The 24,670-nt window shown below is 61.6% G+C and carries 20 protein-coding genes and 1 pseudogene; 8 read left to right on the top strand and 13 right to left on the bottom strand.

Features of this window, described 5'->3' with window-relative positions:
- Positions 1-11 precede the first annotated feature (11 nt).
- A complete protein-coding gene (ntrB, locus tag LG409_RS16190) occupies positions 12-863 on the bottom strand; it encodes a nitrate ABC transporter permease (RefSeq protein ID WP_039175127.1) in 852 nt (283 codons plus the stop codon).
- 23 nt (positions 864-886) lie between these two features.
- Positions 887-2,191, bottom strand: coding sequence for a CmpA/NrtA family ABC transporter substrate-binding protein (locus LG409_RS16185; protein ID WP_016915167.1), 1,305 nt, complete (start codon positions 2,189-2,191; stop codon positions 887-889).
- Between the two features lie 647 nt (positions 2,192-2,838).
- Between LG409_RS16185 and LG409_RS16180 the strand changes: the two are divergent.
- Positions 2,839-3,162: pseudogene (locus LG409_RS16180) on the top strand (methyl-accepting chemotaxis protein); the annotation flags it as partial.
- A gap of 112 nt (positions 3,163-3,274) precedes the next feature.
- On the opposite strand, the gene LG409_RS16175 reads toward LG409_RS16180, so the two are convergent.
- From LG409_RS16175 to LG409_RS16155, 5 genes are all read right to left on the bottom strand, one after another.
- Positions 3,275-4,117, bottom strand: a complete 843-nt coding sequence (locus tag LG409_RS16175) for an ABC transporter substrate-binding protein (protein WP_227407134.1) — start codon at positions 4,115-4,117, stop codon at positions 3,275-3,277.
- Between the two features lie 199 nt (positions 4,118-4,316).
- A complete protein-coding gene (gene preA, locus LG409_RS16170) occupies positions 4,317-5,660 on the bottom strand; it encodes an NAD-dependent dihydropyrimidine dehydrogenase subunit PreA (protein ID WP_227407133.1) in 1,344 nt (447 codons plus the stop codon).
- The gene (locus LG409_RS16165) at positions 5,657-7,036 is read right to left on the bottom strand and encodes an NAD(P)-dependent oxidoreductase (protein WP_227407132.1); all 1,380 of its coding nucleotides are present in this window, start codon (positions 7,034-7,036) and stop codon (positions 5,657-5,659) included. The genes preA and LG409_RS16165 overlap by 4 nt, the downstream gene beginning before the upstream one ends.
- Before the next feature lie 70 nt (positions 7,037-7,106).
- Entirely contained in the window at positions 7,107-8,546 is a 1,440-nt protein-coding gene (gene hydA / locus LG409_RS16160; protein ID WP_227407131.1) for a dihydropyrimidinase, read from the bottom strand.
- 34 nt (positions 8,547-8,580) lie between these two features.
- Positions 8,581-9,447 (bottom strand): nitrilase-related carbon-nitrogen hydrolase, encoded by an 867-nt coding sequence (locus tag LG409_RS16155; RefSeq protein WP_227407130.1) that lies wholly within the window; start codon positions 9,445-9,447, stop codon positions 8,581-8,583.
- A gap of 613 nt (positions 9,448-10,060) precedes the next feature.
- On the opposite strand from LG409_RS16155, the gene LG409_RS16150 reads away from it, so the two are divergent.
- Positions 10,061-11,578 (top strand): NCS1 family nucleobase:cation symporter-1, encoded by a 1,518-nt coding sequence (locus LG409_RS16150; protein ID WP_096922019.1) that lies wholly within the window; start codon positions 10,061-10,063, stop codon positions 11,576-11,578.
- Positions 11,579-11,775: 197 nt separating this feature from the next.
- Here LG409_RS16150 and LG409_RS16145 read toward each other — a convergent pair whose 3' ends face one another.
- Positions 11,776-12,681, bottom strand: a complete 906-nt coding sequence (locus LG409_RS16145) for a LysR family transcriptional regulator (RefSeq protein WP_227407129.1) — start codon at positions 12,679-12,681, stop codon at positions 11,776-11,778.
- Between the two features lie 194 nt (positions 12,682-12,875).
- Here LG409_RS16145 and LG409_RS16140 point away from each other — a divergent pair, with 194 nt between their 5' ends.
- On the top strand, positions 12,876-15,956 hold the full coding sequence (locus LG409_RS16140) for a bifunctional diguanylate cyclase/phosphodiesterase (RefSeq protein WP_227407128.1): 3,081 nt from the start codon (positions 12,876-12,878) through the stop codon (positions 15,954-15,956).
- Here LG409_RS16140 and LG409_RS16135 read toward each other — a convergent pair.
- From LG409_RS16135 to LG409_RS16115, 5 genes are read right to left on the bottom strand one after another with little or no spacing between them, the layout of a single operon-like run.
- Positions 15,930-16,931, bottom strand: coding sequence for a CobW family GTP-binding protein (locus tag LG409_RS16135; RefSeq protein ID WP_264477611.1), 1,002 nt, complete (start codon positions 16,929-16,931; stop codon positions 15,930-15,932). The two genes, LG409_RS16140 and LG409_RS16135, sit on opposite strands and share 27 nt — an antisense overlap.
- Positions 16,932-16,959: 28 nt before the next feature.
- Positions 16,960-17,952 carry a GTP 3',8-cyclase MoaA gene (gene moaA, locus LG409_RS16130; RefSeq protein WP_039175137.1) on the bottom strand — a complete coding sequence of 331 codons (993 nt, stop codon included), beginning with the start codon at positions 17,950-17,952 and terminating at the stop codon, positions 16,960-16,962.
- Positions 17,949-19,202 (bottom strand): molybdopterin molybdotransferase MoeA, encoded by a 1,254-nt coding sequence (gene moeA / locus LG409_RS16125; protein WP_227407126.1) that lies wholly within the window; start codon positions 19,200-19,202, stop codon positions 17,949-17,951. The genes moaA and moeA overlap by 4 nt, the downstream gene beginning before the upstream one ends.
- Complete coding sequence (gene mobA, locus LG409_RS16120; protein WP_227407125.1) at positions 19,199-19,819, bottom strand: molybdenum cofactor guanylyltransferase MobA; 621 nt, start codon at positions 19,817-19,819, stop codon at positions 19,199-19,201. Before mobA ends, moeA begins: the two co-directional genes overlap by 4 nt.
- Positions 19,816-20,673, bottom strand: a complete 858-nt coding sequence (locus LG409_RS16115) for a formate dehydrogenase accessory sulfurtransferase FdhD (protein ID WP_039175140.1) — start codon at positions 20,671-20,673, stop codon at positions 19,816-19,818. The genes mobA and LG409_RS16115 overlap by 4 nt, the downstream gene beginning before the upstream one ends.
- 144 nt (positions 20,674-20,817) lie before the next feature.
- Between LG409_RS16115 and LG409_RS16110 the strand changes: the two genes are divergently transcribed.
- From LG409_RS16110 to LG409_RS16090, 5 genes are all read left to right on the top strand, one after another.
- A complete protein-coding gene (locus LG409_RS16110) occupies positions 20,818-21,249 on the top strand; it encodes a DUF3305 domain-containing protein (RefSeq protein WP_227407124.1) in 432 nt (143 codons plus the stop codon).
- A 4-nt stretch (positions 21,250-21,253) separates the two neighbouring features.
- On the top strand, positions 21,254-21,844 hold the full coding sequence (locus tag LG409_RS16105; RefSeq protein WP_227407123.1) for a DUF3306 domain-containing protein: 591 nt from the start codon (positions 21,254-21,256) through the stop codon (positions 21,842-21,844).
- A gap of 198 nt (positions 21,845-22,042) precedes the next feature.
- Complete coding sequence (locus LG409_RS16100; RefSeq protein WP_227407122.1) at positions 22,043-23,758, top strand: 4Fe-4S dicluster domain-containing protein; 1,716 nt, start codon at positions 22,043-22,045, stop codon at positions 23,756-23,758.
- Positions 23,759-23,762: 4 nt separating this feature from the next.
- On the top strand, positions 23,763-24,374 hold the full coding sequence (locus LG409_RS16095) for a TorD/DmsD family molecular chaperone (RefSeq protein WP_039175144.1): 612 nt from the start codon (positions 23,763-23,765) through the stop codon (positions 24,372-24,374).
- Positions 24,375-24,444: 70 nt separating this feature from the next.
- Positions 24,445-24,648, top strand: coding sequence for a twin-arginine translocation signal domain-containing protein (locus LG409_RS16090; protein WP_052196293.1), 204 nt, complete (start codon positions 24,445-24,447; stop codon positions 24,646-24,648).
- Positions 24,649-24,670: the final 22 nt, after the last annotated feature.

Genomic DNA, 24,670 nt, shown 5'->3' with positions numbered 1-24,670 from the left:
AATCTCCTGGGTTAGCTTTGGGTGGTGCCACGGGTCACGCACTGGCCGATGAAGGCCACGATGCGGTCAAGAATGAAGCCCACGATACCCACATAGATGAGTGCCAGCACGATGTCGCTGAGCATGGAGGCATTCCAGGCGTCCCAGATGAAAAAGCCGATGCCCACGCCGCCAATCAGCATCTCGGCGGCCACGATGGCCAGCCAGGAAAGCCCTACCCCAATGCGCAGGCCCGAGAAGATATAGGGTGCGGCGGCGGGCAGCATGATACGGGTGAAATACTCCATGCCGTTGAGGCGAATCACGCGGGCCACGTTGCGGTAATCCTCGGGGATATTACGCACCCCCACCGAGGTGTTGATGATGATGGGCCAGATGGCGGTGATGAAAATCACGAAAATGGCCGAAGGAGTGCTGTCCTGAAACCCGGCCAGTGAAATCGGCAGCCAGGCCAGCGGAGGCACGGTGCGCAGCACCTGAAACACCGGGTCGAGGCCACGCAGGGCCCAGGTCGATTGGCCCACCAGCACGCCCAGGCTGATACCTACCACCACCGCCAGCAGGTAGCCATAGGCCACGCGTTCCAGGCTGGCCAGAATCTGCCAGCCCATGCCCTTGTCGTTGCCGCCGTAGTCGTAGAAGGGATGAATGATCAGCTCCCAGGTATCGTTGAGCACCTGCGAGGGCGGCGGCAGCGCCGCGCCAGGATGGGAGCACAGCGCTTCCCACAGGCCGATCAGAATGGCCAGCACGACCACCGGCGGCAGCACGTTCTTGACCAGGGTATCGCGCAGGCGTAGCAGCACAGGGTGCACGCCTGGCATGGGGGTAGATAGCGTATTGGCTCTTGATGAAGTCGTCATGAGGTTCTCCCAGGCTGCCTGGCTCAGGCCAGCGCCTTGATCTCCAGGCTATCGAGGTAGGCTTGCGGGTTTTCCGGGTCGAAGACCTTGCCGTCGAACAGCGTTTCGACGCCGCGAGAGGTGGAGTCCGGAATGTCTGCCGAGGCCACGCCGAGGGCGTGAGCGGCTTCTCGCCACAGGTCTTCGCGGTTGACCTGCTCGATCAAGGCCGCGCTGTCGAAGTCCTGCGGCAAGTAGCCCCAGCGCTTGTTCTCGGTCAGGAACCACAGGTCGTGGCTCTTGAAGGGGTAGGAGGCGTGCTTGTCCCAGTAGCGCATCATGTGCGGATGGTTTTCCACGACGCGCCCGGTGCCGTAATCGAAGTTGCCCTGAATACGGTCGATGAGGTCGGCATAAGGCGCATGAATCCAGCGGCGGCGTGAGCAGATCTGGGCCATCTCCTCGTGGTTGGCCGGGTCTTCGCACCACATTTGCGCTTCCATGATGGCCATTAGCAGCGCTTTGGTGGCGTTGGGGTGGGCTTCGACGTAGTCGCTGCGCATGGCGAAGGCTTTTTCCGGGTGATCGTTCCACAGCTCGCCGGTGGTATTGGCGGTGTAGCCGATGCCCTGGTTGATCAACTGCTGGTTCCAGGGCTCGCACACGCAGAAGGTGTCCATACTGCCCACCCGCATGTTGGCCACCATCTGGGCCGGCGGGATGGTAATGGTGGAGATGTCGCGGTTGGGGTCGATGCCCCCGGCGGCCATCCAGTAGCGAATCCACATGTCGTGGGTGCCGCCGGGGAAGGTCATGGCAGCGCTGACTTCGCTGCCTCCACTGCGCTTTTCCGCCAGGGCCTGGGCAAACTCACGGGTATCCAGCGCAACCTTGAGGTCGGCGTACTCATCGCCCACCGAGATGCACTGCCCGTTGAGATTGAGGCGCGCCAGAATGCTCATCGGCACGGGAATGTTGTTGGGGGTCATGGCACCGCTGGCGATCAGGTAAGGCATTGGCGTCAGGATGTGTGCGCCATCGATCCCGTTACGTTGGGAGCCCAGCACCAGATTGTCTCGGGTGGTACCCCAGGAAGACTGCTTGAGGACCTCCACGTCGGTCATGCCGTGCTTGGCAAAAAATCCTTTTTCATCGGCCACGAACAGCGGCGCTGCATCCGTCAGCGCAATGAAGCCGAGTTTGGCCGACGTAGTTTCCAAAGCGCCGTTGGCAAAAGCCCAGCTCATGGGCAGGCTGCTGAGCACGGCAGAGCCTCCCACCACGGCGGCGGAGCTTTTGAGAAAGTGGCGACGTTCCGGTGAGTGGGACGAAGAGATTTTTTTGCGCATGACACGGTTCCTGCCCTTTGGAGACAAAAACGGCGCCTGCAATCAGCCCCGGTTGAGGAGCTATTGCAGACGCCGTTGTCTGTTGATCGTCTTTTTTATCGCCAGGCCCACGTTGGCCCAGTTCGCTATCCCCTTGCCTTGTGCAGCTAACATGCCAAATGGCTGAGTCATTTTTGCGAAACATCAGCTTTTCAAAAGGTTAGTCAGAAGTAGGATAGGGCCAGCTTGTGGTTAAAGGGAGTGGGTATGGTGCGCTGCAGCGTAGAAATGGTGCAGTTTTAGCAAAGCTGCACGAAAAAGAAGCAGAGTTGTTAGCAAGTTATCTATAACGTCAAACAATGTGAACTCTATTGTCTCATTGGTTACCTTGCCTAGAATGCCAGCCACACATTGAGGCTTGCGTAGCGAGCACTATATTAAAGAAAAGACGTTTCCCTAATTGACTGGAAAACGGCGATTTGTCGGCAGGGGGGGGCATGAAGCGATTACTGGCAAATATCTCGATAAAAACAAGTCTGACGTTCACGTTGGTCATTAAAGCCGCCGGGCTGGCGGTGTTAGCCCTTGGAGAGAATGTAAGCGGCATGGGGTCAGTCTCCGTGTCCTGTTCTCGGTGAATTGGGAATCCCCTTCCTTTTGAGGGTGCAGTCAAGGATGAAATATCGGCAGCCTCCCAGGAGCAGAGCGCGGGCATCGAGCAGGTCAATCAGGCCATCGCCCAGATGGATGAGGTCACCCAGCAGAACGCGGCGCTGGTGCAAGAAGCGTCTGCGGCGGCCAGTTCGCTGGAGGAGCAGGCCGAGCGGTTGGAGGGCGTGGTGGCGGCATTCCGCCTGGAGCAGGGGAGCGAGCGCCGTCAGCCCGCGCTGGCTACCCCGCCGCGCCGCGGCGAGCTGCAGCGCCCTCAGCTTACGGGGAAGGCGAAGCCCAAAGCGGCCGCCAGTGTCGAACAGGAGTGGGAAGCGTTTTAATAGGCTGACGTTATATCCATGAGCCACAGAGCCCCGCCACCGTCAACCGGTGGCGGGGCTCTGTGTTTTGCATCTGTATGGTCAAGCAGCAAGCCGACTATTCAGACAGAGCCTAGTTGAGCGCGCTGGCCACTTCCTCGATTTGCAGGGCCAGGCTCTGCAGGCCGCCGCCAGAGAGGTACCAGAGCGCAGGGGTGAGCATTACCAGGTGGGCGTCCGTGCCTGCTTCCGCCCACTGCTGGCGAAGCTGCTCGGCGTCTGCGGGCTCGTTGCCAATGGCAGCACTGCGATCGATCACCAGCACGATCTCAGGGGCGATCTCGGCAATGGCGTCAGCGGAAAGCGGCGTAAAGGTGCGTTCGCCGCGTACTTCGGGGGTGACGCTCTCGGGCATCTCCAGGGCAGCAATGCCCAATACTTCATGAACCACCGGATGCTGATTGAGCATCAGGTTGCCGCCATTATGGGTGACCACCAGCGTCGTCGGGGCGTCCTGCAGTGCTTCCCGCTGGCGCTCGATCTCGCTATTCAGCGTCTGCAGGGCCTCTTCGGCTGCGTTTTCCACCGCCAGTTGGCGAGCCAGTTCACGCACGTTGCGCTCGACGGAGTCAAGATACGCCTCATCGGCCACGCTGGCATCGAATAGCGGGGCGATTTCGCCCAGCGCGTCGGCCCACTCTGCCTGGCGGCCGGTGTGTACGACCAGCGTCGGGTTGGCCTCTGCCAGTGCCTCCATGTCGGGGGAGCGCAGGCCGCCGATGTCGGTGTAGCGGTCGGCGGCATACTGCTCGAGGTAGCTTGGTAAGCTGGCTTTGGGCACGCCCACCACCTGTTCACTCACTCCCAGGGCGTCCAGTGTATCCAGGCTGCCTAGATCAAACGTGGCAATGCGCTGGTCGGCGCTCGCGGCGGCGCTGGTCAGCAGTAGTGCAGTGGTGATGGCGGTTACTTTCATGAGAGGCCCTTTTTTGAGGAACACAGCTTTGAGAAACACAGCTGTTATTTGAGAAATATAGCTATATGCAATAATTTCTCATCATCGCAGCAAGCAGCGGCGTTGTCGCGTGTTGAAAGGGGAACGGCACGTTGCAGAAAATGCGACCGCCTCCGTAGAGGCGGTCGTGGTGGCGCATGGTGATCAAGCAACCAGGCGACTAAGAGGCGACGCGGAAGGGGTTGCGCGGGTCGTTATCCCAGGCGAGGAAGGGCTTGCCGGTTTCCTGAGGCACCATGGTGATGCAGTTTTCCACCGGGCAGGTGATCTGGCACAGGTTGCAGCCCACGCACTCGTCTTCGATGACCTCGTAGCGGCGCGCGCCGTCCTGCTCGGTGAGCTTGGCAATCGACTGGTGAGAGGTGTCCTCGCAGGCGATATAGCAGCGGCCACACTCGATGCACAGGTCCTGGTCGATATGGGCGATGGTCTTGAAGTTGATGTCCAGGTGTTTCCAGTCGGTGGTTTGCGGCACCGCCTTGCGGGAAAACGCTTCGATGGAGTCGTAGCCTTTTTCCGCCATCCAGCGGGAGAGGCCATCTTTCATTTCCTCCACGATCCGGAAGCCATTGAGCATGGCAGCGGTGCACACCTGCACGCTGCCTGCGCCGAGTGCGATGAATTCCGCCGCATCCCGCCAGGTAGAAATTCCGCCAATACCGGAAATGGGCAGCGTGGGCGTGGCGGGGTCTCGGGCAATTTCTGCCACCATGTTTAGTGCGATGGGTTTCACCGCGCTGCCGCAGTAGCCGCCGTGGGTGCTCTGATGGCCCACGGTGGGTTTGGCGACCATGTTGTCCAGATCGATGCTGGTAATGGAGTTGATGGTGTTGATCAGCGAGACTGCATCCGCGCCGCCTCGCAGTGCCGCCTGGGCGCCCACGCGTATATCGGTGATGTTGGGGGTGAGCTTGACGATGACCGGCTTGGAGTAGTGCTTTTTGCACCAGTAGGTGACTTTTTCGATCAGGTCGGGGTTTTGGCCTACTGCTGCGCCCATGCCGCGCTCCGGCATGCCGTGGGGGCAGCCCAGGTTGAGTTCGATGCCGTCCGCACCGGTGGCTTCCACCAACGGCAGGATATACGCCCAGGCTTCCTCGTTGCAGGGCACCATGATGGAGACGATCAGCGCACGGTCCGGCCAATCCTTCTTCACCTGGGTGATCTCTTGAAGGTTGATCTCCAGCGAACGGTCGGTAATCAGCTCGATATTGTTGAAGCCGATCACCTCGCGGTTTTTTCCGTAGTGGGCCGAGTAGCGGGAGGAGACGTTGACCGCTGCGGGCTCTTCGCCAAGGGTTTTCCACACTACGCCGCCCCAGCCCGCCTCATAGGCGCGCACCACGTTGTAGGCTTTGTCGGTGGGCGGGGCCGAGGCCAGCCAGAAAGGGTTGGGGGCTTTGATACCGGCAAAGTTCACCGACAGATCGACGCCGTTCACCACGCTGTCGCCGTTGTTTTTCTTGCCTGGAAAAGAGAGGGTGTTGAAAGGTGTGGTGTTCATGCGGCCTCCTGCTGGGCGGCGAGCGCTTGATGAATGGCGTGGGCGGCCAGCTTGCCGTGCTGCACGGCTTGTACGGTAAGGTCCTGGCCGAGTTTTACGCAGTCGCCGCCGGCATAAACGTTGGGCAATGAGGTCTGGAACAACTCATTGACGTGGATGCGCTCGCCATCCCGGGCCAGTTCGGAGGCGGTGGCATCGCGTAGGCTGTCGCCCTCGAAGCCCTGGCCGATGGCGGTGAAAATGGCATCCGCCGCGATCTCGAAGGTCTCACCCGTGGTGGAGAGGCGGCCCTGCTGCTCTGCGGTGTTGGCAAAACGCATGCCTCCCACTCGCCCTTGATCATCCAGCAGAATTTCGTCCGGCTGTGCCCAGGTCACCATGCGCACGCCATTGGCCTTGGCGATCTCCTGTTCGTGGTCGGTGGCGGACATTGCCTCAACGCCGCGGCGATACACCAGCGTCACTTCCGTCGCGCCCAGTCGCGCCATTTGCGTGGCCATATCGATGGCGGTATTGCCTGCGCCAATCACGATGCAGCGCTTGGCTACGGCCAGGCTGCCCAGGTCATCGGTTTGGCGCAGGGTCTTGATGTAGTCCACGGCGGGCATCAGACCCGGTGCATCCTCGCCGGTTAGCCCCAGCGTGCGGCTGGCTCCCAGCCCCAGCCCCAGAAACACGCTGTCGTACTGCTGGCGCAGGGTATCGAGAGTGAGGTTGTCGCCCAGACGTTGGCCGTACTGGAGGTCGATGCCGCCAATGTCCAGCAGGAATTCGACTTCCTTGCGGGCAAAATCGTCGGTCATCTTGTAGCGGGCAATGCCGTACTCGTTGAGCCCGCCAGGCTTTTGCTCGGCCTCGAAGAGGGTGACCTGGTGGCCCAGCATGGCCAAGCGATGAGCGCAGGAGAGGCCCGCAGGCCCCGCGCCCACCACGGCAACATGGCGGCCAGTGCTGGCGGCCCGCTTGAAGGGGTGGCTATCGAACTGCATGTGATCGGTAGCGTGACGCTGGAGCAAACCGATCAGTACCGGCTGGCACTCGGCGTCGTGGTTACGCACGCAGCTGCGTTCGCAGAGGATTTCCGTGGGGCACACCCGGGCGCAGCTGCCGCCGAGGATATTGGCTTCCAGAATGGTTTCTGCTGCGCCATTAATGTTGTTGTCACTGATTTGGCGGATGAAGCTGGGAATGTCGATGTCCGACGGGCAGGCCTCGACGCAGGGCGCGTCATAGCAGTACAGGCAGCGCTGGCTTTCGATGATGGCCTGGCGCGGCGTCAGCGGCGGATGCAGGTCGCTGAAGTTGCTTGCCAGCGTCGCTGGGTCGTAGGTGCCGACCTCTTTTGCGCTGGGCAGATGATCAAGTGAATGGGTCACGGTCGTTTCTCCCTGGTCCTTCTGGATCGTTCTGTTCTTCGTGGGGCGTCTGTTCTTTGTGGGGCTAGGCTCAGCGAGTGACCGCCACGGGGGCATTCAGCTCGGCACGTTTTGCGAGCAGCTCGAACACGCCGGGGTAGGCGGGGCGTTCTAAGTAGCGCCCTGCGCCGCGCTCGGCGTGCAGCTCGCCATCCCGCCAGGTCCATTTGCCCTGGCTGATGGTATGGCGGGCAATGCCGCGCACCGTCTTGCCCTCGAAAATATTGAAATCGACGTTCTGATGATGGGTCTTGGCGGAAATCGTGCGGGTGCCGTTGGGGTCCCAGACCACGAGGTCGGCATCGGCACCCACTTGAATCGCCCCTTTGCGCGGGTAGAGGTTGAAGATTTTGGCGGTGTTGGTGGAGGTGACCGCCACGAACTCCTGGGGCGAGAGCTTGCCGGTATTGACCCCTTCGTCCCACAGCACGGCCAGGCGGTCTTCCACGCCTGCGGTGCCGTTGGGAATCTTGGTGAAGTCGTCTTTCCCGGCGGCCTTCTGCTCTTCGCAGAAACAGCAGTGGTCGGTGGCGGTGGTTTGCAGATTGCCAGATTGCAGGCCGTGCCAGAGCGCTTCCTGGTGGCCTTTGGGCCGGAAAGGCGGGCTCATCACGTGGGCGGCGGCGGTGGCCCAGTCCGGGTGCTGGTAAACGCTGTCATCGATCACCAGATGGCCCGCCAGGCACTCGCCGAACACCGGGTGACCCTGCTGGCGGGCGTAGGCGATTTCATCCACCGCGTCTTTGGTGGAGACGTGCACCAGGTAGACCGGCGCGCCCAGGGTGGAGGCAATGCGAATGGCGCGGCTGGCGGCTTCGCCTTCCACCTGCGGTGGGCGGGAAAGCGGGTGGGCTTCCGGCCCGGTGATGCCCTGGGCCAGCAGCTTCTGCTGCATGTGGTAGACCAGTTCGCCGTTTTCCGCATGCACGGTGGGCACCGCGCCCAGCTCCAGGCAGCGGGAAAAGCTCTCCACCAGAATGTCATCGGTGGCCATGATCGCGCCCTTGTAGGCCATGAAGTGCTTGAAGCTGTTGACCCCGTGGTCGCGTACCAGGGTGCCCATTTCCTCTTTGACGCTCTCATCCCACCAGGTGATCGCCACGTGGAAGGCGAAGTCGGTGGCGGATTTTTCCGCCCAGCCCTGCCAGGTCTCGAAGGCTTCCAGCAGCGACTGACCGGGGCTGGGGATCACGAAGTCGATGATCGTGGTGGTGCCGCCCGCCATGGCGGCGGCGGTGCCGGTGTAGAAGTCTTCGCTGGCCACCGCGCCCATGAAGGGCATCTGCATGTGGGTGTGGGGGTCGATGCCGCCAGGCATCACCAATTGGTTGCTGGCATCGACGATCTCGCAGCCTTCCGGCACGTCCAGGTCGGTGCCAATGGCGTGGATTTTGCCGTCGACACACAGCACATCGGCGCGGTAAGTGTCGGCGTGGGTGACCACCGTGCCGCCCTTGATCAATAAGCTCATGGTTCGCTCCTGTCGTTGTGTTTAGCCAGCAGAATCATTCACCGTCGGTGAGGCGGGTGTAGGTCTCGGGGCGTCGGTCGCGGAAGAACTGCCAGTTGTTGCGCACCTCGCGCACCATATTCAGGTCGATCTCATGCACCAGCAGCTCGTCTTCCGTGGCGCTGGCCTGGGCTTCGATCTTGCCGCGTGGGTTGACGATGTAGCTGGAGCCGTAGAAGTCGCCGATATTCCAGGGCGCCTCGGTGCCAACCCGGTTGATGGCGGCGATGAAGCAGCCGTTGGCAGCCGCAGAGGCGGGTTGCTCAAGCTCCCAGAGGTATTGGGAAAGACCGGCCACCGTGGCCGAAGGGTTGAAAATCACGTCGGCGCCGTTGAGCGCCAATGCCCGCCAGCCTTCCGGGAAGTGGCGGTCGTAGCAGATGTACACGCCGATCTTGCCGTAGGCGGTATCGAAAACCGGCCAGTTGGATTTACCTGGTTTGAAGAAGAATTTCTCCCAAAAGCCAGCCACCTGGGGAATGTGTGTCTTGTGGTATTTGCCTAGATAGCTACCGTCAGCGTCGAACACCGCTGCCGTGTTGTAGTAAACGCCGGTCTCGGTCTCTTCATAGATAGGGACGATGATCACCATGCGGTGCTCGGCCGCGAGCTTTTGCATCATCTGGCAGGTGGGGCCTTCCGGCACCCGCTCGGCGGCGGCGTACCACTTGCTGTCCTGGCTGGGGCAAAAATAGGGCTGATTGAACACTTCCTGAAAGCACAGCACCTGCACGCCTTGCTCGGCGGCTTGCTGAATCATGGGCAGGTGCGCTTCGTTCATCGCGTCACGAATGGCGCCGGGTTCCTGATCGGTGCTGGTATTCAGGGCCATCTGGATCAGGCCAATCTTCATTTTCTGCATGGACTACCCCTCTTTTGTCATAACGCGACGACCTCCGAATGGATGGGAGGCCAGCTATGGGTGGCTTTTCTGCCGGTATCGATGAGTGGCGGAAAAGATCGCTAGGCGTGTCATGACATCGACTCATGGTCGAAACTTATAATTGTTAGCAAAGCTGTCAAGATAGACAGCTTTTTGAACATAGCGCTGGTTGAAGACGTTTTGCAAGAAGTTTTTATGAAAAGCCTGGCTGTCTTTCAAGTGACTGTTTTTGCTGTTTTTTAAGTTTTTTATTGTCCGTTTTTATCAATTTGGTGAGGTGTTGCACTATTATGGCGTTTCATTTTTATTTTTTTTAAATCAATGGTTTGTGTTTTATTTTTTGGTTTTTATATTGATGTTTTGCATTCTTGTGGTGCGTTTTATGAATATTTCGCTACCCTGTTTAGGAGGTTTTAATACCCGTGACTATAACAACAATGATACAGAGGGCTTCGTCTTTATATATGTCTGTTTGGTCAGCTTTGTGTTCAATGAGTTAGCGGTGAGCGCGTGGTTTTGGGCACGCTTATTGCTGCGCAACCTGTTGAACCTTTGAAGATAAAAAGGCAATGGCGAGGCTGAGGAGACAACGATGACGGCAGCTAAATCTCGAATGATCGATCAGCAGGGGTTGGTCGAACTGGCAGTGGAAGACGATGTGCGTGAAAGCCCACGCTTCAACGACGATATTGCGCCTACCGAAGCAAAAGAGCGTACCTGGAGCAAATGGAACATTGCGGCGCTGTGGGTCGGTATGTCGATCTGCGTGCCCACCTACACCCTGGGCGGCGTGCTCACGGCCTACTTTGGGCTGAGCGTGGGCGAGGCGCTGCTGGCCATTCTGCTGGCCAACGTGATCGTGCTGATTCCGCTGACGCTGAACGCTTTTCCCGGCACCAAATTCGGCATTCCCTTTCCGGTGGTGCTGCGCTCTTCGTTTGGCATCCTGGGTTCCAACGTGCCTTGCCTGGTCAGGGCGCTGGTGGGCTGCGGCTGGTTTGGCATTCAAACCATGTTTGGCGGGCTGGCCATTCACCTGCTGCTGTCGGCGCTGTTTCCCGCCTGGGCGGCGCTGGGAGGCGTCGGCGAGGTGATTGGTTTCTTCGTGTTTGGCGCCATGAACCTGTACGTGGTGATTCGCGGGGCCGAGTCGATCAAGTGGCTGGAAACCCTGGCGGCACCGCTGCTGTTGGCCGTGGGGATCGGACTGATGATGTGGGCGTGGCCGCACATGTCGATGACCGAACTGCTGGCCCAGCCGCCGTCGCGCCCGGAAGGGGCTTCGGTATATGGCTATTTTTTTGCTGGCCTGACGGCCATGGTGGGCTTCTGGGCGACGCTGTCACTGAACATTCCTGATTTCAGCCGCTTCGCCAAGAGCCAGAAGGACCAGATCGTCGGGCAGATCCTGGGCTTGCCGTTGACCATGTTCTTCTTTGCTGCCTTGGGCGTGGTATTGACCGCCGCCTCGGAAACTCTGGTAGGCCAAACCGTGGCCGACCCGGTGCGCTTGATCGGCTATATCGACAGCCCTTTCTGGGTCATCATGGCCATGCTGCTGATCATCGTGGCGACCATCTCGACCAACACCGCTTCCAATATCGTCTCACCCACCAATGACTTTCAGAACATTGCCCCCAAGCTGATCAATCAAACCCGTGGCGTGCTGATGACCGGCGCCGTGGGGGTGCTGCTGATGGGCTACGACCTGCTGCAAAAGGCGGGGGTGGTGAGCCAGGGCGTTTCACTGGAGCAGATGTACTCCAACTGGCTGCTGGGCTACTCCAGCCTGCTGGGCCCGATTGCAGGCATCATGGCGGTGGATTATTTCCTGATCAAACGCCAGCGCCTGGATGTGCCTAGCCTGTACATGGACCACCAGGCTTACCCCGCGGTCAATATCGCCGGATTCATTGCCTTCGGCATTCCGGTGAGCCTGACCCTGCTGTCGCTGCTGACCGGTACCATGAACTGGTTCTATGACTACGGCTGGTTCACGGGCTCGGCGCTGGGGGCGGTGGTGTACTACGTCGCCAGCCGTACGCTGGCGTCGTCTCCCCAGGCAGGCCCTGTGCCGCTGATGGCCAGCGAGGCGGCTCGCCAGCCTTGATGCGGTAGCGCATGGCGCAGCCAGCTGTCAGGTAGAGCCTGACGGGCTGCGCCGCTAGGCTTTGTACGAAAACTGCCTATGCTCGCCCATACGGCGTTAAAAATCGGCTCAAAGTACTCATTTACACCTTGTAAACTCCGTCTTTTCGCCGATTTTTGCCTTGTCTGGCCATCGCTCGCCGACTTTTCTTACAAAGCCTAGTTAGCTTCCTTCACCAGCCCCAGGAAGGCATCCACCACGCGGTTGGGGCGGCGGTCGTGGCGGGTAATCAGCACGAACGGGATGCGATACGCGTAGTGCTGGGGCAGCAGGGCGCGCATCTTGCCTGCGCTGACCCACTGGGCGGCCACGTGTTCGGGTAGAAAGCCAATGAAGCGTCCGGTCAGGATCAGGAAGGCAGCGCCTTCTCGGTCTGACGCAGAGGCTCGACGGTTGAGTGCTTCGTGGGCCTGGCGGGCTTTTTCCGGTAGCGGGTAGCGGGGCTGTATGGCGGGGTACTGGGCAATGTCGCCTGCTTCGAGCCTCTCATCGGCCTGTGGAAACAAGGGGTGCTCTGCCGAGCAGTACAGGTATGACGGCTCGTCGTAAAGCCAGCGCGTCTCCAGGCTGGTCGGCAGGTTCACGGCAGGCACCACCCCGACGTGCAGGTGCCCATCCATGACGCCCCGGATCACCGCGTCCGAGGGTTCCATATGAATATTCACGGTCACCGCATGGTTGGGCGCCGTCAGCGCCGCCAGGGCGTGGGTAACGTTCATGGCGGGTAGCGTCACCAGGTTATCGGTGATGCCGATATTCAGCTCGCCCTTGATGGTGTGATGCAGTGCATTGACATCGCTTTTGAAGGTTTCGAGGGCGGTCAGCAGGGTCAGGCCTGCCTGGTAAATCTCCTTGCCTTCTTCGGTCAGGCTGAACCCACCGCGACCTCGCTGGCAAAGCGAAAACCCCAGGCGGCTCTCCAGGTCGCTCATGTGCTGGCTGATGGCCGAGCGGCTGATGCCCAGCGTCGTTTCTGCTGCGGTGAAGCCACCGCACTCCACCACGGTCTTGAAGATACGCACCAGGCGTATTTCGTAATCGCTCATTTGTCCCAGAGATGCCATGGCTGCCTCGTTGCCCTGCCGGTCATACCGATATGAGGATTTTGATGACGGTTTTTGCCAAAAATTGATATACATCAAAAAAACATCGCGCCACACTTCAACAGTCCCACCCATGTCTCGGGCTGGTGTATCTTCCTCTGTCTTTTTTCACTCTATCAGGTGCGCCCACGGGATGCCTGACTAAGGTATGCATGATGTCGCTCCCGCCGAGTGATGGACTCTCCCGACACCTTGATACGCTGCCTCGCCATCGTCGTTACCGCCATCGCGTCATTGCCATTTACATCGTGTCGCTGTGCGTGATGCTGGTACTGTTTGGCTGGCTGTTGAAAGGGCAGTACGAGCAAGAGCTGCAGGCCGCAGAAGCGCGGGCTGCTGCCCGCGCCAGCGTGGTGGCTGAATGGGCGAATGGAGTACTGGGGCAGAGCGCGCAGGCGCTGTTTGGGCTCGAAGAGCTGCTCGAACGTCAGACGGCAGGCGTGCCTGACCGTGAGGTGCAGGTTCAGGTAGCGCTGGAGAACCTGACGCGCTATCTGCCGTTGATCGATGAGCTTGGCGTGTTGAATGCAGACGGGCGCGCCTGGGTAAGCAGTGGCGACAACCGTCATGCGGGCAGGGACCTGAGCCAGACGGCACTGTTTCGAGGTTTCAGCCAGTCAGCGTATGACGAAGTGGTCACGCCGCTTTATTGGTCGGCCCTGGATCAGCGCTTCTATCTGTACCATGCGCGGCGGCTAGGCCCTGCCGAGGGGGCGTTCAATGGTGTGGTGGTTGCTCGGCTGTTGCCCGAGATGTTCAGCGCTGCGTTGAGCCACATGGGGGTCGAGGAGGGCGAGAGTGTTGCGCTGGTCGATGCCAGCCTGAAACTGATTGCGCGCCATCCGGAACCTGCCCAAGGCGTGGCGCTGGGGCGTGAGATCGATGCAACGGCCTATCGGGACTGGCTGGTCAGCGATGATCGCCTGCACGTCTTCACCATGCTGTCACCGCTGGATGACAAAGAGCGCTTGTTTCACGTCAAACGTGTGGCCGACTACCCGGTTATGGTAGTGGTGGGGGTCGATGTTCAGCGCCTGTTGGCCAGCTGGCGTCAGCGTGCCTGGTTGCTGTCGGGTGTCATGGCTTTGCTGGGGGCGTTGGGGGCGTGGGTGGCTCGGCATTACCTGCACCGCTTGGCGCTGGGCTATCAGCTTCAGGCTCGACAGGTTCGCCTGGATGCGTTGATTCATTCCGTCCAGGACATGATTTTCGTCTTCGATGGCCAGGGGCGGTTTACCTATATCCACGCCCTGGATGCCGATAAGCTGCTGCTGGACAGTGCCCAGGCCTTGGGTAAATCCTACGCCGAGGTACTGCCCATGCCGTTGGCACAGGCCTTTGATGACGTGTTCCAGCAGGTGCAGCGCACTCGTCAGGTGGCCACGTTCGAGTATTCGCTGCCATTGGGCCAGCAGTCGCGCGATTTTCATGCCACCTTGAGCCCTCTGGTGAGCAGTACCCAACAACCGGACGAATTGGAAGGAGTGCTTTCCGTGACCCGTGAGGTAACTGACGCAAAACGCGCCGAAGTGGAGCTGCAAATTGCTGCCGCTGCATTTCAGGCACATTTGGGCATCATGGTGACCGATGCACGGGGCACGATCCTGAAAGTGAACGACACTTTCAAGCGCATCACCGGCTACAGTGATGCAGAGGTCGTGGGCAGGAACCCACGCATGTTCAGCTCTGGGCGCCACAATGCCGCCTTCTACCGACGCTTATGGCGCAGCGTACTCTCCACGGGAAGCTGGGAGGGAGAAATCTGGAACCAGCGCAAGAACGGCGAGCTGTTTCCCGAGTGGCTGACCATCAGTGCCGTGCACGACCGCAACGGCAGCTTGACCCACTATGTGGCCACCATGAGTGACATCAGCGAACGCAAGGCGGCCGAGCAGGAAATTCATCAGTTGGCGTTCTACGATCCGCTGACCGGCTTTGCCAACCGTCGCCTGTTCATCGACCGAATCGGCGTGGCCCTCAAGGAGCTGAATCGCCACCAGCGCTGTGGAGCGCTGATTCTGCTGGACCTGGATAGCTTCAATCATGTCAACGATACCCTGGGGCATCATATCGGTGACCGGCTGTTGCAGAACGTGGCACGCCGTTTTGGCCAGATGCTGCGCGATACGGATACTCTGGCGCGACTGGGCGGCGACGAATTTGCCGTGTTGGTCGAGGGAGTGGACGGCAGCCCGCGTAAAACGCAGGCGCTGGCCGAGCATATCGCCAGCAAGCTGATGGCAGCGCTGGATACCCCGATCCAGGTGGGGGATGAGCAGGCGTCGGTCACGGCCAGCGTGGGCATCACCGTCATGGCCGACAGCCAGCGCAGTGCTGATGATTATCTGCAGCAGGCGGACATGGCACTTTCCCAGGCCAAGGCCAGTGGTCGACGCACGTTACGCTTTTTCGACCCCTCCATGCAGGCCGCGCTGCTGGCCAGAGTCAGGCTGGAGGCTGACCTGCGTCTGGCGCTGGATCATCAGCAGTGGCTGTTGCACTATCAGCCCCAGGTGGATGAACAGGGGCGCATCGTGGGCGTCGAAGCGCTGTTACGCTGGCACCATCCTGAACGCGGGCTGGTGTCGCCCGGTGAGTTCATTCCGCTACTGGAAAGCACTGGCTTGATCAACGACGTAGGTGAGTGGGTGCTGGAGGCAGCCTGCCATCAGTTGGCTGCGTGGCAGCACCAGCCGGGGTTCGAGCAGCTGACCATTTCAGTCAACATCAGCCCTCTGCAGTTCCGCGAGAGCGATTTTCTACATCGAGTGGAGCAGGTGTTCCAGCGCACCCGAGCCCCGCTCGAGCGGTTGAAGCTGGAAGTCACCGAAACGCTGTTCGTCGACGCCCGAGACGATGCCCGTGACAAGATGCTAAGCCTGAAGGCGCGCGGCGTTCGCTTCTCGCTGGACGACTTCGGCACCGGCTACTCGTCGCTGGCGTATCTGGCACAGCTCCCGTTGGATCAGTTGAAGATCGACCAGTCTTTCGTGCAGCAGGTGCTCGAGAGCAGTGCCAATGCTGCCATCGTCGAAAGTACCATTGCCTTGGCCAAGAGCCTGAATCTGGATGTCATCGCCGAGGGGGTCGAAACTTGGGCGCATCAGGCATGGCTCATGGCCCACGGATGCCATGCGTTTCAGGGGTACTTGTTCGGGCGGCCCCTGCCGGTGGAGGAAATGGAGCAGGCCGTACGCGCGCAACGTCCCTCACCGCCAGGCGCCCAGGGCGCGTAGCTGATCAGGAAGCGTAGCATCAGCCAGGGGCAGCGTGCCGTCAGGGGTAATCACTTCCAGCCGGGAGTCTTGTCGCCAGGCACTGGCGGCCACGCGCTGGGTGCCTTCGGCGCGGTTGAGCTGCTTCCAGCCATCGTCTGTATGAAAGACGCCCTTCACCCTGGCGGTGGCGGGTAGCTCGCTCATCCATAGCGCCAAACGGTCCAGGTCGAAACGCTCGGCGGGGTGCCAGCGCACGCCGGTGCTGGTATAGCCCAGGGCGCTGGCGGCCTGCTGCTGCGCTTTGCCTGGGGGCGGTGGGAAGTCGAAGAACGCCCCTTCGAGGCTGGGCCCCTGAGCAACCAGTGCCTGGTGCGCGGCGGGCATGGCGGCTGGCGCCGCAGCCCGAGGGGCCGAGGGGCTCAGCAGGCGGGCAATGGGCAAGGGGCCTTGCCGAGTGCTATGTACCCATTTGCGCGGCGGCCAGAGCGTGTCGATGAACTGCTCGGCCCGTGCATGCTGTTCGTCGCTGGCCATGTCGGCCAGAGTGATGACCACGGCATCGGCCATGGTCAACTGGTCTTGAAAAGTCTCATGCGCTCGCACGCGGGCTTCGTCCAGCCGACGCGGGTCGAGGGTGGCGATGATGTCCTGCACCGTTACCACGTCCTGGAAAGCCTCACCCTGCAGCAAATCCATCAGCCCGGCGGGGTGCCCAAGCCCCGAGGGCTCGATGATCACCCGGTCGGGTCTCTGGCGTGCCAGCAGATTGACCAGCGCCGCCTGCAGCACGAACGCCAGCTGGCAGCACAGGCAGCCGCCAGGCAAGCCCTTGACCACCACGTCATCACGGGCAGCGAACATGGTCTGGTCGATGCCGATCTGACCGAACTCGTTGACCAGAATGGCCCATTTTTCATGGGCGGGTTTCTGCTCGATCAGCTGATGAATCAGCGTGGTTTTCCCGCTGCCCAAAAAGCCGGTCACGATATGCACGGGTACGAGTGCCTCAAGCGCCAACGGCTCAACCTCCGGTCATGTTCATGAAGCGCACCACCTGAATATCACCATCGGTGGTGAAGTGGTGGCGCTCGGGTTTCAATGGCAGGGCGTCGATGATGGCCTGCTTGAGCGGCGCGATCTCGCCGGGATGACGGCGCAGCACCGCGCGCAGGTCCACCGAGTGTTCATTGCCCAGACACAGCAGCAGGCGGCCCTCCACGGTGACGCGTACCCGGTTGCAGCTGTCGCAGAAGTTATGGCTGTGGGGGGAGATGAAGCCCACGCGGCTGTCGCTGTCGGCCATCCTGAAGTAGCGTGAAGGCCCTGGCGTGCTTTCGGTGGTGGGGGTCAGCGGGTAGCGGGTTTCGATCAGCGCCTGCACGTCATCGCTGGAGTAGAAGGTCTCTGCTCGAGAGTGGTCCGATACATCCCCCAGCGGCATCTCCTCGATGAAGCTGATGTCCAGCTGCTCGCGGCGGGCAAAGCTCACCAGGTCGAGCACCTCGTCTTCGTTGCGCCCTTTCAGGATCACCGCGTTGAGCTTGATCCGAGTGAAACCAGCCTCTTTGGCAGCCTGAATGCCGTCCAGCACGCGGGCCAGCTCGCCCGTGCGGGTCAACTGCTTGAAGCGTTCGGGGTGCAGCGAGTCGAGGCTGATGTTGAGCCTGCGCAAGCCGCCGGCGTAAAGCCGCTTGGCATGCTTGCGCAGGCTCGCGCCGTTGGTGGTCATGGTGAAGTCATCCAGACCCGGCAGCGCGCCAATGTCGTCCACCAGCTGTTCGATGCCCTTGCGCACCAGCGGCTCACCGCCTGTCAGGCGAATTTTCTCCACGCCCAGTTCGGTAAACGCGCGGGCCACCAGGGCCAGCTCCTCCAGAGTGAGCACCTGGGCGCGCGGCAGAAAGGTCATCTCTTCGCTCATGCAGTAGACACAGCGAAAATCACAGCGGTCGGTCACCGATAGCCGCACATAGCGAACTCGGCGGCCAAAATCGTCGATCAGTTGTTCGGTCATTGCCAGCTCGTTATCGGTTGTATGCAGACCACCTCGCCTGGCTGGGCGCCTGCCTGGTCATCGCCAAGTTCGATCAGGCAGTTGGCGGCCACCATGGAGGTCAGAATCCCCGAGCCCTGGGCTCCGGTACTGCGCACATGCAGCGTACCCTGCGCATCGCAGTGGTAAACACCGCGGATGAAGTCAGTGCGTTGCAAGCGGCTCTTCAGCGTGGTTTGGGCAATTGCCTCAAGCCGGGGCGGCGGCGCCGGGGGCAGGCCCTGCAACTGCCGCAGCAGCGGTACCACGAATTGCAGGAACGTCACCATGACCGCTACCGGGTTGCCCGGCAGGCCGATCAGGGGCGTTTGTGTAGCGCCCAGCTGTCCGCAGGCCATGGGCCGTCCGGGGCGTAGCGCTACCCGCCAGAAGGCCAGGCGGCCAAGCTTTTCCAGCGCCGCCCGAGTGTAGTCGGCATTGCCCACGGAAACCCCACCGCTGGTGATCACCAGATCGCTCTGGGTGGCGGCGCTGGCCAGTGCGGTTTCGATGGCGTCGAGGTCGTCGGGGAGAATGCCCAGATCCAGCACCTCGGCCCCCTGCTCGGCGAGCAGGCCCATCAGGGTAAATCGGTTGGTGTCGTAGACGCCTGCGCTGGGGAGTGGGCCGCCCGGTGGCGTCACCTCGTTGCCGGTAGAGAAAATCGCCACCCGGGGGCGCCGATACACCGTGACGACGGCATGGCCCAGCGAGGCCACCAGCCCCATGCGAGCGGCGTCCAGTCGCGCGCCTGCGGCAAGGGCTACGCTGCCTTTGGCAATGTCTTCCCCGGCTTGGCGCACGTGTTGCCCGGCCGTCACCCGTTCGGGCGCATCGACGGTGGCGCTGGCGCCATCGTCGATCAGCTGTTCACGCATGATCACCGTATCGGCACCGCGGGGGATCGGCGCACCGGTGGTGATGCGCACGCACTGGCCCGCAGGCACCTCGCCGGCAAACGCCTGCCCGGCGAAGGCGTCCCCCACGATGGGGAAATGGGTGGTGTAGGGAGGCGCTTTGGGCCAGGCCAGGGCCACGCCATCCATGGCGGCGTTGGTGTTTTGCGGTACATCGATGGGCGCAATGATGTCCTCTGCCAGCCGACGACCAAAAGCGCTGCTCAAGGCGACCTGCTCGGTGGCCACCGGCGACGCCACCAGCGTCATCAGCGCCTCGCGGGCAGCATCGACGCTGAGCATCTGCTCGCCCAGCTCGAAACACGACAGGCTCATGTGGTCTCCCGTGAGGACGTTGCCAGCGCCTGTTCCAGACGGGCTTTTTCCTCTTCGGTATTGAGGTTGGCGAACGCCTCAGGGCAGTCGGACATGTCCACGCGGCACCAGGTGTGGCGAGCGTACCAGCGGTCGATCTTGCGTTCGCCCTCGGCCAGGGTGGCGGCCAGGTCGTCGGCCAGCGAGGTGCGCAGCAGCGCCACCACGGGGTGCAGGCGCTCGCCGTCGAAGGCCACGGCGATATCGTGCTCGCCATCCTGCGTGACGATGCCTGCCACCATGCGCGCCACCAGGTCATGGGGCAGCGCGGGGGAGTCGCAGGGGGCGACCAGCAGCCACGGCGTGCGGGCGGCGCGCAGGCCGCTGTAAATGCCCATCAACGGGCCCTTGAAGCCGCCTTCGGCATCGGCGATCACTCGATCGGCAAACAGTGCGTATGCATCGCCATTGCGGTTGGCGTTGATCATCAGCTCATGGACGTGGCCGTCGAAGCGCTTGACGGTATGCACCACCAGCGGCAGGCCTGCGAAGGGCTCGAGGCCCTTGTCACGGCCGCCCATGCGGCGGCCCTCACCCCCCGCGAGAATCATGCCGGTCAGGTCGTGTGTCGCGATCATATGCCTGCCTCCTTGGACGAGCGAGCGCTCGGCGGTTTGGGGGGAATGGCATCCAGCGTCAAGCGCCCTTCGGCGTTGATGGCCTGGAAGCTTTTGCCCTTGGCGCGGGCAATCAGCATCACGCCGAAGCGTTCGGCCAGTTCGACACCCTTCTGGGTCACCCCCGAGCGTGATACCAGCACGCTGATGCCCATTTGCGCCACTTTCAGCACCATCTCGGAGGTCAGCCTGCCGGTGGTGTAGAAGATGTCGGCCTGCTGGCTGTTGGCCTGATTCAGCCACTGGCGACCTGCCAGGGTATCCACGGCGTTGTGCCGCCCTACGTCCTCGACGAAATCGAGCACCTGGGCCTGCTGGCACAGCGCGCAGCCGTGCACGGCGCCTGCGCTACGATACGTCTCGTTATAGTGGTTCAGGTTGGTCAGCAACTGATAGAGGGTCGACTGGGCCAGCGGCGTGGCGGGCAGCGCCGTGAGCGATGTCTGCTCCAGCAGCTTGCCAAACACCGTGCCCTGCCCGCATCCCGTGGTCACCGTGCGGGTCCCCAGGCGTGCTTCCAGGTCGTCGGGCAGATGGCGCGTGACCACGGCGGCAGCCTCTACCTCCCAATCCACCTGCACCGCCGTGAGGTCTTCTGCCCGGTACAACAGCCCCTGGTTGCGCAGGTAGCCGACCACCAGCGCTTCGGGGTCATCGCCCAGGGTCATCAGCGTCACGATTTCACGCTTGTTGAGGTAGACCGTCAGGGCGCGTTCGGCGGCAATGGCCTGTTGGCAGGTCGCCCCGTAGGCATCCATCACGCTGATGGTGGTGGTGGCTGGCAGCCGGGCACGGCTTAACTGAAGGGCGGGCATGCGCAATCCTCACTGCTCCGCGTCACTGCCTCGCCCGATGGGCGCGGCGTTTAACGTAATAGTTGAGTAAAATAGTCTGAGTTGACGATGATGGCGCTCAAAAGGCTTACTTGTCTACCCGTTCAAGGTCTAAAGGGGCAACTCATGAGTGATAATCTGCGTGCCATTAGTGCCACCCTGGTGGCCGAACAAAAGACCATGGGGGCGTTTACCGTCACCCAGTGGCGTATCACCGAGCTGGTGCCCGGTGATCAGGGCGACCATGTGCTGCGTCTGCAGCTCTCCATGACCGAACGCGCGGCTTACCGCTTCAATCTGACCTCCGCTACCCCGCGGCTCTTCGTGCGCGCCGGGTTTACCGGGCAGCCAGCCAGGCCGGATGCCATTACCGCGAGCCAGGATGTGGCGGCGGGCTGGCTGGATGGCGAACAGCAGGTGCTGGAGGCACCCATGCCGCTGGCCATTCAGGTATGGATCGAACGCTATCTGGCCCGTCATGGAGAAGCCCCCGTGGAGCAGCGCAAGAAAAAACGCAAAGGGGCAGGCCGCGCCCAGACGCTGCCCGACAAGGAGTGATCCGATGAGCCGATTAGAGCGTTGGTCGCGCAAAAAGCGTGGCCTCGAGAGCGATGCCGTCATGGCACCCGAGCCTGCCCAGGCAAGCGAGGAAGCGTCTGTGCTGCCTGAAGCACACCAGCAGCAGGAAGCCCCGGCCGACCCCGCTGAGCCCCCGGCACCCGCGCCCGGCAGCCTGGACGATACGCTCCCCGACCCTGATACCTTGCCTGCAGGAAGCGACTTCAGTGTCTTCATGGCGGCGGGGGTCAGTTCGACGCTGCGCCGCCGTGCCCTGCGCCGACTGTGGGCCACCGGCAACTACAACGTGCGTGACGGACTGGATGATTACGATGCCGACTACACGCAGCAGTTGAAACCCATGGCCAGCGAGTTGGCAGGCAAGCTCAGGCGGTGGGCTCACCAAGCGGAAGAGGCCATCGAGGCGCCCCAGGAAGACGAGGCGCGCGCAGCAGAACCGCAAGAAACGCAAGCGACGTCCCTTGCCCAGGAGGAGACGACTTGCACAAGTGATGACAGTTTTGTACAAAGACCCGATCTAGACGACCAGTCTGATTTGCATCATCACGCTCACAGTGAGCGTCCTGAACGATAGTTGTCTTGTTTATCATAGAGTTAGCGTTGGCCTGGCGGGCCACCGTTGACAGTGATACGACCAATGAAAGTGGCAAAAGGCGGCATAGCACCATACGCTGAAGGCATAAGGGAGGTGGCGTTACACCGCACTTGTGTCAAAATGCCCATTAAAACGACCATTCAAATAATAAGAACGACCCATTGACCGTGAGCGTGCATGAATCAACGAATCCAACTGGCGTCGATTGACGACCAGCGCAACGCGGCCGCTCGTGAAGCGGTGCGTCGGCGTATCTCTTGGCCAGTCAATCTGACCCCCGCCAACGTTACCTACCATAGTCGTGGACATGTGGTGCTGATCGGTGCCGTTCAACCTGTGATAGCCGCCGCTCGCGCGCTGCAGCATCAGGGGCTGGCATCGCTGACGCTACTGACCCTGAACGACGCCGCCGAGCTGCCGGCGGGCAGTGAGCCCGTCATCGAGCAGCCCTTGAGTGCCGAGCAGCTGGCGCAGCTCACTATCACCGGGCATCTGGGCGCGTTTCATCTTCAGGTGCCGTTTTCACAGGGTGAAACGCTGGATCTGGCACAAGTGCTGGTCGAGCGTGACGCCTTCGATGTCGTGCTGGACCTGACGGCCCCCGACATGCTGCCCGCGATGCCATGGGAACTGCCGCCGCCTGGCTATTTACGACTCGCTCCCGAGGCTGCCGATGAGCAGCGCCAGCAAGTGCTGGAGAGTGCCGTCGAGCTGGTAGGCGAGTTCGACAAGCCTCGTTACTTTCAGGTCAATACCGACCTGTGCGCGCATTCGGCCAGTGGCAACGTCGGGTGTACTCGCTGCCTGGACGTCTGCCCGGCGGATGCCATCACCAGCATCAAGGGGCGTATCGAGTCCCGCATCGAGATAGACCCCTTTCTGTGCCAGGGCGTCGGTAGTTGCACCAGTGCCTGCCCCACCGGTGCCATCGAGTTCAGGCTGCCCGAAACGCGCCGTCAGCAGGATACGCTGGCAGCGTGGCTCGACGCCTACCGCGAAGCGGGGGGTGACGTGCCCGTGCTGCGCTTCGTCACCCACGATACCCTGGAGCAAGAGCGCCAAGCGGGCGTGGTCACGCCAGGCCATCTCATCGATGTGCCGCTGGAAGAGTTGGGCGCGGCTGGCCACGACCAGTGGCTGACGGCCTTGGCCAGCGGCGCCTCTGAAGTACGTATTCAGCTTCACGAGGGCATGCCGCCCCGTTTGAGCACCTTTCTGAACCATCAGGTAGCGCTGGCCCATGGGTTGCTGGCAGCGCTTGGCCACGCCGTCGAACGTATCCAGCTGGTGGCGGCCAATGCCACTGACGCGCGCGATGCTCTGCCCAGCCTGCTGCCGTTGAGTGACACTGCCGTCAGCTTCCGCGAGCCCAACAAGCGCACGCGATTGAATCAGGTACTGGCACGCCTGGCCGCGCTGGGAACCCCCAGCGGCGAGCGTCAAGCGCTGCCGGAGGGCGCGGCCTACGGCGGCATCGACGTGGATAGCAGCGCCTGTACGTTGTGCTATGCCTGCGTCAGCAACTGCCCGACACCCGCGTTGCAGGCAGGCGGCGATACGCCGGTGCTCAGCTTCCTGGAAGCCGACTGCGTGCAGTGTGGCCTGTGCGAACAGGCGTGCCCGGAAAATGCCATCACGCTGGCGCCTGGTTTTCTGGCCGCGCCTGCCCGTGAAACGCGCCACGTGTGCCATGAAGAGCCTGCCTTTGAGTGTATCGGCTGTGGCAAACCGTTCGCGACGGTCAGTACGGTGGCCGCCATGAAAACCAAGCTGGCCAATCACCCCTATTTTGCCGGCGATGCGCTGGCGCGTCTGGAAATGTGTGAAGACTGCCGCGTGAAAGACGTCTGGAAAACCATGATGCGCGACCCTGACGCGCAGTTGAAGGTGTAACGCCATGAGTGAAACCGAGGCGATGCTCAGCGAGGTCGATGCGCTGCGCGGGGATATCTACCAGCTGCTGGCACGGCTGTTGCGCCAGTCGCCCGACGTCGAGCTCCTGGCTTGGCTGGCCGAGCTGGAAATAGAACAGGACGGCACTCGCTTGGCCGAGTGCTGGGCCGACCTTGCCAAGGCAGCCGCTCAGGCCGACCCCGAGCGACTGCAGCGCGCCCACTTTCGCCATCTGGTGGGCGTCATTCAGGGCGATATCGTGCCCTATGCCTCCTGGTATCAGCAGGGTGAGCTCATGGAAGCCGCGCTGGTGGCGCTGCGCCGTGACCTGAGGGTGCTGGGCTTCGAGCGCAGTGAACGCACCCATGAGCCCGAGGATCACCTTGCCGCCGTGTGTGAAGTCATGGGCATGCTGGTAGAAGCCCAGGCACATGAGCAGGTAGCTTTTTTTCAGCAGCATCTTGCCCCCTGGGCAAAGCGCTGCTTCGACGATGTGGCTGACGTGGAGACTGCCTTCTATGCCGCGCTGGGCGCGCTAGGCAGTGCCTTCATGGAGAGCGAGCAGGCGCGTATCAGCGACCGAGCCGCCCATCAGCCAGTACGACTCGTGACCTGACCCTGGTTCGCGGTCAGTGAATAGCCGGGCCAGCGGCCCACGCATAACAAGCATGACAGTGGAGAACCCTATGCACACGTCACATAACCCTGAACGGCGTCGGTTCATGAAGACCGTTGGCCTGGGCACCGCAGCAGCAGGCGCGGCAGCGGCGGTCGGTCACGTTACCCTCGTACAGGCGAGCGACAAGACGCCCAGCCAACGTGAAGCCAAGTCGGTGAATTACCGCGAGACGGATCACGTTCGTGCCTACTACGCCTCGCTGCGTGACTGACGGCGACCATCAGGAGATTTGC

This window comes from Halomonas sp. NyZ770 (assembly GCF_020616575.1).
In the GTDB taxonomy this organism is placed as follows: domain Bacteria; phylum Pseudomonadota; class Gammaproteobacteria; order Pseudomonadales; family Halomonadaceae; genus Vreelandella; species Vreelandella hamiltonii.
The sequence above is the reverse complement of the archived record's forward strand: the minus strand, read 5'-3'. Positions and strand labels throughout refer to the sequence as shown.